The following is a 12,092-nucleotide window of genomic DNA, read 5'->3' as shown; positions in this document are numbered from 1 at the left end:
TCAGGGGCTTAGTTCTGATTATTCATTGTTGTGCGCTGGCTTGAGCGCCTGCGAGTTTGCGTATGGTTTGGCGATAGGTTAGGTATGCGGAAACACCAGCTAACAGGTTGCCGATACAAGCGCCTAAGAGTAAACCTCGGATTCCATCCATTTGAGCGCCAACCCACAAGCACGGTAGGAAAAAGACAAACAAGCGCAGCGCTGAAATAGTGAGCGCGGTGTAAGATTTGCCTAATGCATTACAAAGAGAAACCATTAGCATACAAACCCCTAATGAACCCAAACTGATCGGCACTATCAGTAAATGCATCTCCAAGACTTGCTCCACTTGCACATCACTTGTCATCAATAATGCGAGTGGGTTTGCGACGGCAAATGTAATGGCAGCAATCAAAAGTTGGAAACCTAGAATGAATTTTACGGCAATACTGACGAGCCTTTGGATATCTTCATAGTTCTTTGCTCCAAGTAAGCGTCCAACCATTGGAGGCATAGACATTGTCAGCGCCAAGACCGAAACGATAGCAAAGAACTCATAGCGTGAACCAAGCGCCCAAGCGGCGACTGCTGCGGTTCCAAAGCTCGCCAATAATTTTGTTGCTAGCATGGAAGACAACGGTGGCAGCAGTTGGCTAATCATCGCGGGGCCCATAATGTTACCGATAGATGCAACACTTTTGGCTACGTTAAGATCTTGCCATTGTGTCGTTGCCCAGTGATTCTTCTTCACGCGAGGAGCGACGACTAAAATACCAAACCCAAAAGCGACGATGGTTGCTATTGCCGCTCCGTTAATACCCAAGTCAAACGTGAAAATAAATAGCGGATCGAGTACAAGGTTCACGCCGCTGGTTATCATCATCATTGTGCCAGGTAACATTGTATTGCCATTAGCTCGGCAGATACTGTAATAAAAATACAAAACCGCACCAGTCCATGAGCTTAATAACCACCAAGGCCAGTAACTGTTGATTATCGGCATAACAGATTCTGGAGCGCTTAATAGAGCTAAAATGGGGGAGCGCAAAAGCCAAATTAGCCCGCCAAAAATAGCGACACCAATTGAGCCGATCATCAATACTAATCCGCCAAGTTGTTTGGCATACCGACTTTCATTCGCTCCAAGAGCTTTAGAAATGACCGCTGTCGTTGCGATTCCTAGACCGACTTGAATGCCGATAATGACCATTTGCAAAGGCAGAGTGAAACCTTGAGCGGCTAACGGTAAAACGCCGAGCTGACCGATAAACGCGCTATCCACAAGCTGAAAGCTCATTAAAGACAGAACGCCAAAAAGCATTGGCCAGGTCATCGTAAATAATTGTTTTGCAAGCGTTGGTTGTGTACTTGTCGTAGTTGAAGACATAGAAAGCTGAATGCGTTAGGAATAAGAGTTAGATTGATTGTACACGGCGGTTAGTTTAGAGACAAAAATAAACCCCGAGGAAGATATTCTTGCTCGGGGTTCGAAAATCTAGCTTACGCGTTTATTTTTTGCCGCTAGTTTGCTTGTCTTCTTCAGTCAGCTCACGAATGCGACGGCTGATGTCACGACGTGCTTTAGAGATCTCAGCGCTTTTAATGATGTGGTCATCAACACGATCTTCATAGTCTGCTTTCATATTTTTGATGATTGCGACGATTTCATCGTGAGTCATTTCTGGTTTGATGTAGTCTAGAAGGTTTTCTAGAAGATCAACACGTTTGCGGTTATCACGAACTTTCTTCTCGTTATCAAGAAGCTCACGTTTTAGTTTGTTTTTACGACGAGCTTGGTTAACGATTTCAAATACGCTACTCATAGTTCTCTTTCCTAATTTTATGAATATCTTCCTCGATTAAAGCACAACATCCAGTGGCATAACAGTCTTTAGATCAATAGCAATGCAGAGTTGAACATTTCTCAACCAATTGCGTTGTGTCCATATAATCGTGCTGCTTTCTTCGAGTTTTGGCCAACATCGTAGAATCCATCGATTCATTGTCATAACGTGGCCTTCACTATATTATCAACACCATTGAATGCAAAATGATGAACTTGATATGGACTCTGGTAACACTGCGGAGCAAGTAAATAGTCAAGATAATGAGCAAGTCACTCGCTCTGTGGCTGAAAAGTTAAAAACGGCGTATATCAACGCCCGTGAGCAACTCGAAATCATCGAAGTTGAGCTTAATCGTTCAAAAATAATGATGGTCGACCAAGATGGCAATTTGACGAGAGTGCCGATTCTCTCGGAGCATTGATACCTGACCCTATTCGTAAGGGGGTGTCAGGTCTTACGCTATGCTTTAGCCTGACACCAACACCTGAACCGCTAACGCTTCTTGCACTGCTGTGCGAATTTATGGCGTATGATTTCGAAGCGATTTAGGTACAAAGTCAAATGCAAAAATAATAAGGAAATGCATTATGAAAGTTGAGCTAACGGCAATTGAAGCACGAGTTATTGGTTGCTTGATCGAAAAAGAAGTCACTACCCCAGATCTTTACCCCCTCAGCCTGAACGCATTAACCAACGCGTGTAATCAAAAAAGCAACCGTGATCCCGTGATGTCACTCTCTGAGTCAGACGTACTCGATGCCGTTGATGCTCTTATTGAGCGCAGGCTCGTCAGTGACGAAAGTGCGTTCAACAGCCGCGTCAGCAAGTATCAACACCGTTTCTGTAATACGGAATTTGGTGATTTAAAGCTGACAGAGCAGGAGAAGGGCATTGTATGCTGTATGCTTTTGCGCGGTGCTCAAACACCTGGGGAAATTCGTACTCGTACTAATCGTCTCGCGACATTTCATGATGTAAAAGAAGTGGAAACGGTCCTTGAGCATTTAGCAAGTGAAGAGAAAGGACCATTAGTGGTCAAATTACCACGTGAGGCTGGTAAGCGGGAGTCGCGTTATATGCATTTGTTCTGTGGTGATGTTGATGCGTCCGAACTTGCAGCGCCTGTGTCTTCTGCAAGCTCGAGCTCCGATCGAGTAAGTCAGCTAGAGCTCGAAGTCGCTCAGCTGAAAGAAGAGCTGGATGAATTAAAAGCTAAGGTTGAGTTACTGCTTTCATGATGGAAAATACAACGCAGCGTTGGAGTGTCTACCTGATACGAAATAACCGCAACGCGTTGTATTGTGGTGTTACCAATGATGTTGAACGAAGATTCAATCAGCACCAAACCGGAAAAGGAGCGAAAGCTTTGAAGGGAAAAGGCCCTTTGGTATTGGAATGGTCATCGGATTTTGACTCAAAGACGCTTGCCATGCGAGCAGAGTACTATATTAAGCAACTAACTAAAGCGAAAAAAGAGCTGCTCGTTATGTCAAAAGCAAATATTGTCGTCGACGAACATCAACAAATGATGTTAGAGATAGTGGCACTCTGATAAGCCCTTGCTACGCAAAGATACACGGAAACCGCCTATGTCACATTGGCGGTTTCTTTTTGTTTTTGGAGTACCATGTAGGAATAAACTGACGCATAATGGGCTGGTGTTCTGTTTAAAGGGCCTGAATATGAAAAGCGCGAAATGTCTCTACGTTATCGAGACAAAGGAAGCGACTCAATGTACTTTCATTTGCATCCACTCAGACCAAGAACTAATTTACTATTGAAACAGGCACTAAGAGGAAGGTAGATTACAAGAGTATAGGATGACTCGGCTAGGTAATGAATAGAGCTGAATTAGGCTCATAAAAAAGCTAAAAGAGCAGTAGATGAAAAAAGCGTTAGTATTCTCCCTGATTTCAATGGCCGCTTTTGCGCCGAATGTGCAGGCCACCCAAGTTCTTAATGGGTATTGGGCATATCAAGAGTTTTTAGACCAGTTTCCACAACAGAAGCAGTTAACTAGTGCGTTGGCTGAAGTGGTAAGAGAAACCCCTGTACCCGTAGCAAAAGACAAAAAGCGTCCACTGAAAATTTCTGTTGTTTATCCAGGGCAGCAGATCTCTGATTATTGGATTCGAAACATCGATGCGTTTGAAAAACGCCTAGATAAGCTTGATATCGACTATCAACTAAATCAAGTGTTTACTCGTCCTAATGCAGATATAAAGCAGCAAAGTTTGTCTTTAATGGAGGCGCTGAAAAGCAACTCCGATTACTTGATCTTTACTCTAGATACCACAAGACATCGTAAGTTTGTTGAGCATGTCTTAGATTCAAAGAAAACCAAGTTAATTTTACAAAATATCACCACACCTGTTAGGGATTGGGAACATCATCAGCCGTTTCTTTATGTTGGTTTCGACCACGCAGAAGGAAGTCGTGAATTGGCCGTTGAGTTTGGCAAGCGTTTCCCTAAACATAGCCACTATAGTGTTCTCTACTTCTCAGAGGGCTACATTAGTGACATCAGAGGCAACACTTTTATCAACCAAGTGAACCGCGATAATCAATTTGAACTACAATCTGCTTACTACACCAAAGCAACAAAGCAATCTGGGTATGAAGCTGCAAAAGCCAGTTTGGAGAAGTATCCGGACGTTGACTTCATTTACGCGTGTTCTACCGATGTAGCATTAGGTGCTGTTGACGCTCTTAAAGAGTTAGGTCGTGATGATGTCATGATCAATGGTTGGGGCGGCGGTTCAGCAGAGTTAGAGGCGCTTTCTAAAGGGGAGTTAGACGTTACCGTTATGCGTATGAACGATGATACAGGTATTGCAATGGCTGAGGCCATTAAGTGGGATTTAGAAGGAAAGCCAGTTCCCACCGTTTACTCTGGTGATTTTGAAGTCGTTACCAAATCGGACTCTCCAGAAAGAATTGAAGCATTAAGAAAACGTGCATTTAGATACTCAGATAATTGATGACAACTACATCAAAAACAAGAAAGCGTCGCTCACTGTCGACGCTTATTACCAAAATAATTATTCTCGTACTTGCTCCGATCATTCTAGGCATCTTTGTTCAGAGTTATTACTTCTCGAAGCAGATTATTTGGCAGGAAGTCGACCGAACCAAGCAGCAGACCTCTGCCCTGATCCTGAACATTTTTGATAGCCATTTTGCAGCGATTCAGATTCATCACAACAGCAATTCGAAAAGTGATGTTGTATTGGATTTTTATACAGAACGTGATGAAGAGGCACTCAATTACTTTTTCATGAGTATTGACCAGAGTGATCCTTCCCATACACCAGAGTTTCGTTTCCTAACCGATCATCAAGGTATTATTTGGGACGATGGTAACGCGCATTTCTATGGCATCAACAATCTGATACTTAGCCGACTTGCCAGTCAGGTGACCTTTAGCAACAACTGGTATTATCTACCCTCACAGACCCCGATGGGAACTCGCCATCTGTTACTTCGTCGCGTACCCGTTTTACAACCTAAAACCGGTGAAGTGATGGGGTACTCTTACAATGTTGTTGTTTTAGATAATAACTTTGGGTTGATGGAAAGGTTAAAAAATGAAGGCAACGTCGACAATGTTGTGTTGGTCGCTAACAACACACCATTGGCAAGCTCATTAGTAGGAGATGAGGCTTATCAAATATTTGACGTACTCAAACGACGAGAGTCCCAGCACAAGCTTGACCAATTATTGATCATCAAAACCCCTATTGAGGTAAATGCCGCCGAGACTGACTTGTGCTTGCTTACTGTGCAAGACAATCAGAGCGTGGTGACATTGCAAATCCAACACCTGCTAGCAATGCTAGCCTCAGTTATCGGTATGGTCATGATTGCGCTGATGACTAAAGAATGGATCGAGAATCGAGTAGTTGAAGAGTTAGGATCCCTGATGGCATATACCCGCTCGGCTCGTGAAGAAAAAGGATTTGAGCGTTTTGAGGGGTCAGATATTGAGGAATTCGATCATATTGGTTCGACACTAGAAAACACTTTTGAAGAGCTTGAAGCACAAAAGCGCTCTTTCCGCGACCTGTTTAACTTTGCGTTATCTCCTATTATGGTGTGGTCTGAATCGGGTGTGCTTGTCCAAATCAATCCGGCAGCACGCAAAGAGTTAGTCATGGAAAACGATGTTGAAACCATGCACCCAGTGTTCAAAGGTTTCAAAGAAAAGTTGATGCCACACCTTCGCATGGCGGCTCAGGGAGCTACGTTGACAGGCGTTAATGTGCCAATTGGAGACAAAGTATATCGCTGGAACTTATCGCCGATTCGAGTTGATGGAGATATTAGCGGTATTATTGTTCAAGGTCAGGATATAACCACACTTATTGAGGCGGAAAAACAGAGTAACTTGGCGCGCAAAGAAGCGGAAAAATCTGCTCAAGCCCGTGCCGACTTTCTGGCTAAAATGAGCCATGAGATCCGAACGCCAATCAATGGAATTTTAGGGGTTGCTCAATTGCTAAAAGACTCTGTGGAAACAGAAGAGCAGAATAACCAAATTGACGTACTTCGGCATAGTGGTGAGCACTTACTTGCTGTTTTGAATGATATTTTGGACTTTTCGAAAATTGAGCAGGGTAAGTTTAATATCCAAAAGCACCCGTTTTCTTTCACTGATACAATTCGAACGTTAGAAAACATTTATCGTCCTATTTGTGAAAGTAAAGGCGTCAACCTTGTCATTGAAAACAAAATAGATCCCAATGTTGAAATCTTTACTGACCAAGTTCGTCTGAACCAAATTTTATTCAACCTAGTCAGTAATTCTGTGAAGTTTACGCCCTCGGGTAGCGTGCGCTTGCATGCGGAACTGGAGCAGTTCTATGGCGCTGACAATAGCGTGCTGGTCGTGGAAATTACGGATACAGGTATCGGCATCGAGTCTGACAAACTCGACCAAATGTTCGAACCTTTTGTTCAAGAAGAAGCAACAACGACTCGAGAATACGGCGGCAGTGGCTTAGGGCTGACCATTGTGAAGAGCCTTGTCGACATGCTGGAAGGTGATGTTCAAGTCCGCAGTCAGAAAGGCTTAGGAACGACTTTTGTCATTACAATGCCAGTGAAAGATCGTGAGCGAGTACTCACCCCTCTTGATTCGAGTTTGCGAGTTAAGCCAGGTGAACTATTTGCAGAGAGTCTCAAAGTGTTGTTGGTAGAGGATAACCATACTAACGCATTCATTCTAAAAGCGTTTTGTAACAAGTACAAAATGCAGGTTGATTGGGCGAAAGATGGGTTAGAAGCAATGGAATTCTTAAAAGATCATACTTACGATTTGATACTGATGGACAACCAACTTCCGCATCTTGGTGGAATTGAAACGACCAAAGAGATCCGACAAAAGCTAAAACTAGGCACGCCAATTTATGCGTGTACTGCTGACACCGCGAAAGAAACCAGTGACGCCTTTATGGAATCGGGTGCGAATTACGTGCTTCTCAAGCCGATTAAAGAAAATGCGCTCCATGAAGCATTTGTGGATTTTAAGCAGCGGTTCTTAGTCGAGCGAACATGAATAATTGGCTCACTACGGGATAACCCAATTATTCATTATCTGAAAAGCACAACACCATGACTGTGGGTTGTGCTTTTTTGTATCTGACCCTTTTACTCTTATACAAATCAGACTTTTCAGACTTTTCAGACTTTATTGGTCTCGACGTTTGTTGTGTACATCGCAGCATTTCAAATTCAAACATAGTGTTGTATTACTTAGATTTCTGCCCCTTCACTGACACACCCAACGTGATTTCAATCACAAAAAGATATTTACTTAGCGTGCTAACTATTTTATATTGCTTAGCACGCTAAGTAATTGAGTAGATCTTATGATTCAAGACATCAACAGTTTGCGAGACCTTTCTCTGGCTGAAAAATTATCTCGTGTTGCTCGTTTATGGAAAATGGTTGCAGATCGCGAGTTAGAGCCTTTAAACCTAACGTATCCGCGTTGGACTGCGTTATGGAAGCTTTATCGAATGGGTGACAACATCAGTCAGAAGCATTTGGCTGAAGCGCTTGAGATCGAGTTAGCGTCGTTGATGCGAACATTAAAATTATTAGAAGAGCAATCTCTGATCACTCGCCATTGCTGTGAACACGATAAGCGAGCACGTATTGTTAGCCTCACAGAAGAGGGGAAAACCCTACTAAAGCAAATGGAGGCTCGAATTCTTCAAGTTCGAAGCAAGCTCCTAACGGACATCAACGACCAGGAACTTCAGCAGCTTTCATTGATTCTTGATCAGATTGCTCACAATGCGCTTGATTCACTTAGCGAATAAGTCAGAAAACCGAATTAAAAGAGAAGTAAACGCCTATGACTCCAGATCAAAAATTCGCACGTTGGATCAAATATTCTTGCGTCGCGTTTGTCCTTGTCTTTGCCTATTTTCTAGTTGCAGATCTCGCCATGCCGTTGACGCCTCAGGCAATGGCAACGCGTGTGGTAACTAAAGTGGCCCCCCGTGTGAGTGGGCAGATTACGCATCTTTATGTTGCCAACAACCAAGAAATAAGCCAAGGCGATCTACTATTTCAGATTGATCCCCAGCCTTATCAGCTCGCCGTAGAAAAGGCTCAACTTAACCTTGAGCGTGTGATTCAAAACAACGAACAACTTGATGCTTCTATTGCTGCGGCAAAAGCAGACGTTGAAGCGAGCAAAATCGTGGCGGAACAAAAAGTTCGCGAAGCAAAACGTCTTAATACTCTGTTTCACCGTAATGGTACTTCGCAACAGCAGCGCGATGACGCACAGAGCAGTGCAACGGCAGCTAAAGCGAACTTACTGGCCGCACGTGCTCGTTTAAAAGAGTTGGAAGTAAACCGCGGTGATTTAGGCGCGACGAATGTGAATATCCGCGTGGCGCAAAACCAGCTAAAACAAGCGGAACTTAATCTGTCTTACACTCAAGTCTCGGCGGAACATGATGGCGTTGTCGCTAACTTGCAGCTGGAGACGGGGGCCTATGCGGCAGCTGGTACACCTCTTGTCGCTTTAGTCTCCGATGACGTGGATATCATTGCCGACTTTCGTGAAAAGAGTTTACGACACTTTAATCAGAACAGCCGTGCGTTAGTGGCTTTTGATAGCTTACCTGGTGATGTATTTGAAGCTCGTATTACGAGTGTGGATGCCGGGGTCAGCTCGGGTCAATTCGATGCGGATGGTCGCTTAGCAACACCAACTGACTCAAACCGTTGGGTGAGAGATGCGCAGCGCTTACGTTTACATTTAGCTATCGATGAACCTCAGCAGCGCGCATTTCCAGCAGGGGCACGAGCAACCGTGCAGTTGTTGCCAGAAAACTCGTTATCTGGTTGGTTAGCGAGGTGCCAGATCCAATTCTTGAGTCTTCTTCATTATATTTATTAACGAGGAGGCGATATGAAGTTATGGGACCACCCCATGTCGGAAAACGACTTCCGTCAGTGTTTGCGCATTGCAACTGGTGCGACCATTGGTTTCACTTTATGTAAAGTATTTGGTTGGAACTATGGCGTATTCTTTACTGTAACCCCGATGCTGTTACTTGGAATGGTGCCAGTCATGAGTCTACATGCCGCACGACAACTGATTTTTTCAGCGGTTGTGTGTGGATTAGAAGTTGGTGTGCTTGGTGGGTTATTTGGTGGGCACCCAGGCATGATGACAATCATTGCATTCGGGTTGTTCCTGTATAAATTCGCCTGTATGTCAAAAGGGAGCTTATTCTTATTTGGAGCGAACAGCGTACTGAGCTTAAGCATCATGCTGCACTTTGCGAGTTATCCAACCACTGACTTAAATGACCTAATATTTAGCAACCTGCAAGCGAATGTTATTTCAGTGATCGTTGCTTATGTGGTGACATTTTTGATTCCCGATGCGGAACCTCGTCAGCCACCAGCGAAACCGTCGCAGCCTAAACAGAGTCATCGAATGCGTCATGAAGCCATTATGGGGGCGAGTATCGCTACAATGTCTTTCCTTGTATTCCAGCTATTTGACCTCAGTGACTCTATGTCTGCTCAGGCGACAACCTTACTTTTATTGTTTCCTATGCATTGGAACGGTGCTTTAGGGTATGCGCGAAAAAGAGCAATGGGGACCTTGATGGGGGTGACCTTTGGTATTGTCGGACAACTTGTATTATACGATTGGTCGGATACCTTATTGTTTATCGTCCCATTGCTTTGGATTGGTGCGATGATGTTCAGCTATATGCACGTGAAAGAGTCTAGCGGTTCGGGAGCCGGATTTGGCGGCTTAACCACATTAGGCATTTTGTTCGGCCAATATCTTACTCCGGATGGTGACTTAATGTTCAGTGCGCTGTATCGCGTGAGCAGTATTTTGTTTGCTATTGTTGCGACGCTGCTTGTGACCTATACGGTTCACAGAATACTCAACAGCTTTGAGGCGACGCGCTTTAGCGAGCAGTAATTTCAGACGTTACTGGTTAGAAAGGATTGCTCCAGTAACTCTGTTTTTAGTTCGTGAGTCATCGCAATGGGACTGGCAAACTTAATTCCAACTACCCATCCCTTCACCAATTTCTTAATGTTGGCAATGACACATCGATTTTCTTCTCCGATATAGTGGCTTAACGGGCATTCGATGGTAACACTCTCACCCACGTTGAATTCGGGCTCAATCAAGGTTGATATACCAACACCTGCTAGAGAGAAATCGATAAGGCTACCGTCGTAGACATTCCCTGCATGAATAACGTTACAGTCCATTTGCAACTTGTAACGCTCATGTTCCCGAACTGGTTTGGTTGCAAATGTTCCTGGAATGCGGATAAACAAAAGGGGGGATGGTCGAACGGTCGTCGTCAGTACGCTGGACTTAAACGCAATGACATGGCCTAACTCCGTATCTGATACACCACGCACGATGACATCGGCGTTGGGGAGTTTTCTCATCACTTGCTCTTCAAGCAAACGCATTGGTATATCAAGAATCAAATAAGCATTTTCTTTCATCCCCAGATAGGTGGTGGAATACGTATATTGATCCTTAGGCCCAAATTCGAAATTAGTAGAAAGTTTCATTCCCGGTTTGAGAAACCTATGCAGTTCATCTTTAGTATGAGTGGCTGGCATCACATTGGCGTTTTAATTATTAGTTGAGCTGAGGCTATCAAAACGCCATTTTGTTATTCAAGATAGTAAGGCATAAGTTTTTGTAAAATCATCGCTATCTGTGAAGTGGTGGGCGATAAGTTTGGCTCATTCCACCTTTCATAAAGATTTGGCTTGCCACAATACTGCCGCATGTGACCAACATCAGCGCTAACCAAGTGAGAGAATCTGGTTGTTCACCAAAAATTGGAACGGCAAGAAGTGTCGCGACGACTGGAGTTAATGAACCAAAAGCAGCGCTGGCTTCGGCACCGATGATCCTAATTGCATAAATGAAAGTGAAAGAAGCGATTAAACCTGCGCCAACACCTTGTAGCATCGCGTGGCCAAATAACTCCTCCCATGGCCACTGGCTGAACGGTGTTACCACCAAATAACTGTCTACCCACCCGAAACCAACGGCGATAATGAGCAGAGCCAAAGACGCGATTGCAACGAATCCTGCACAGACGTGTGCATTAAGATTGGCGACACGAGCGCTGATGGTGAAAGCAGCCCACATGATGCTGCCAGTTAGAAACAGGATATGCCCTTGTAATTGAGACCAGTTGTACTCTGCGCCGCTATTAGAAAGAAGGAATACGAAAATCCCTAACAGCACCGTAGAAAGCCCGATTAAGCGGTGAGCACTCAGCGACTGTTGATAACAAAGTACCGCGATAGCAGAAACAAACAATGGCAAAGTGCCAGGTACTAATGCACTGCCGTGCGCCACGGGAGCGAAATGCATAGCCGTTCCGACGACCAGAAGATAGGGAAGGCCGCTTCCAACCACAACACCAACCAGGTAGCGTTTAGGCACTACGCGCAGCGACTGTTTATGCTTAATCACAAATGGTAATAAAATTATACTTGGGATGAGAAAGCGAACTAACGCGATATCGGCTGGCTGCAAGGCAGAAATTGCGCCCCCTTTTAAAGAAATAAAGAAACCAGACCAAAGCAGTAAGGTCGTTAATATAGCTGCGTATCCCAAGATCATTATCGACATGTCCATTTGTAAATGATGTGTTAATTGTTGAATAAAACTCTTGCCAAAGGGAGGCAAAGTTTGACGTAAATAGGCTTGATGTTGGTGATAAATTGCGTATA

Annotated in this window: 12 protein-coding genes; 8 read left to right on the top strand and 4 right to left on the bottom strand. The window is 44.2% G+C overall.

Annotated elements, in window-relative coordinates; translation table 11 throughout:
- Positions 1 to 22 precede the first annotated feature (22 nt).
- Entirely contained in the window at positions 23 to 1,366 is a 1,344-nt protein-coding gene (locus tag R7Z49_RS00360) for an MATE family efflux transporter (RefSeq protein WP_318111111.1), read from the bottom strand.
- A 121-nt stretch (positions 1,367 to 1,487) separates the two neighbouring features.
- Entirely contained in the window at positions 1,488 to 1,802 is a 315-nt protein-coding gene (locus R7Z49_RS00355) for a DUF496 family protein (protein ID WP_005373603.1), read from the bottom strand.
- A gap of 220 nt (positions 1,803 to 2,022) precedes the next feature.
- Between R7Z49_RS00355 and R7Z49_RS00350 the strand changes: the two genes are divergently transcribed.
- The 8 genes from R7Z49_RS00350 to R7Z49_RS00315 all read left to right on the top strand — a co-directional run bounded on the left by R7Z49_RS00350 (position 2,023) and on the right by R7Z49_RS00315 (position 10,296).
- The gene (locus R7Z49_RS00350; RefSeq protein ID WP_005385630.1) at positions 2,023 to 2,247 is read left to right on the top strand and encodes a hypothetical protein; all 225 of its coding nucleotides are present in this window, start codon (positions 2,023 to 2,025) and stop codon (positions 2,245 to 2,247) included.
- A gap of 166 nt (positions 2,248 to 2,413) precedes the next feature.
- Positions 2,414 to 3,064: a YceH family protein gene (locus tag R7Z49_RS00345; protein WP_318111108.1), complete on the top strand. Its 651-nt coding sequence runs from the start codon at positions 2,414 to 2,416 to the stop codon at positions 3,062 to 3,064.
- A complete protein-coding gene (locus R7Z49_RS00340; RefSeq protein ID WP_005373593.1) occupies positions 3,061 to 3,378 on the top strand; it encodes a GIY-YIG nuclease family protein in 318 nt (105 codons plus the stop codon). The genes R7Z49_RS00345 and R7Z49_RS00340 overlap by 4 nt, the downstream gene beginning before the upstream one ends.
- Positions 3,379 to 3,709: 331 nt before the next feature.
- Positions 3,710 to 4,807, top strand: coding sequence for an autoinducer 2-binding periplasmic protein LuxP (locus R7Z49_RS00335; RefSeq protein WP_005385634.1), 1,098 nt, complete (start codon positions 3,710 to 3,712; stop codon positions 4,805 to 4,807).
- On the top strand, positions 4,807 to 7,383 hold the full coding sequence (luxQ, locus tag R7Z49_RS00330; protein ID WP_017635176.1) for a quorum-sensing autoinducer 2 sensor kinase/phosphatase LuxQ: 2,577 nt from the start codon (positions 4,807 to 4,809) through the stop codon (positions 7,381 to 7,383). Before R7Z49_RS00335 ends, luxQ begins: the two co-directional genes overlap by 1 nt.
- A gap of 313 nt (positions 7,384 to 7,696) precedes the next feature.
- Positions 7,697 to 8,152, top strand: coding sequence for a transcriptional regulator SlyA (slyA, locus tag R7Z49_RS00325; protein WP_005373589.1), 456 nt, complete (start codon positions 7,697 to 7,699; stop codon positions 8,150 to 8,152).
- Between the two features lie 35 nt (positions 8,153 to 8,187).
- Complete coding sequence (locus tag R7Z49_RS00320; protein WP_017635178.1) at positions 8,188 to 9,246, top strand: HlyD family secretion protein; 1,059 nt, start codon at positions 8,188 to 8,190, stop codon at positions 9,244 to 9,246.
- Positions 9,247 to 9,258: 12 nt separating this feature from the next.
- Positions 9,259 to 10,296 (top strand): DUF2955 domain-containing protein, encoded by a 1,038-nt coding sequence (locus R7Z49_RS00315; protein WP_186585451.1) that lies wholly within the window; start codon positions 9,259 to 9,261, stop codon positions 10,294 to 10,296.
- 2 nt (positions 10,297 to 10,298) lie between these two features.
- On the opposite strand, the gene R7Z49_RS00310 is transcribed toward R7Z49_RS00315, so the two are convergent.
- On the bottom strand, positions 10,299 to 10,961 hold the full coding sequence (locus R7Z49_RS00310) for a flagellar brake protein (RefSeq protein ID WP_064369362.1): 663 nt from the start codon (positions 10,959 to 10,961) through the stop codon (positions 10,299 to 10,301).
- A gap of 94 nt (positions 10,962 to 11,055) precedes the next feature.
- The gene (locus tag R7Z49_RS00305; RefSeq protein ID WP_017635181.1) at positions 11,056 to 11,982 is read right to left on the bottom strand and encodes a DMT family transporter; all 927 of its coding nucleotides are present in this window, start codon (positions 11,980 to 11,982) and stop codon (positions 11,056 to 11,058) included.
- Positions 11,983 to 12,092: the final 110 nt, after the last annotated feature.

This window comes from Vibrio sp. 1562, from assembly GCF_033340155.1.
In the GTDB taxonomy this organism is placed as follows: domain Bacteria; phylum Pseudomonadota; class Gammaproteobacteria; order Enterobacterales; family Vibrionaceae; genus Vibrio; species Vibrio alginolyticus.
Note: the sequence above shows the minus strand (reverse complement) of the source record. Positions and strands in the feature narration are given on the sequence as shown.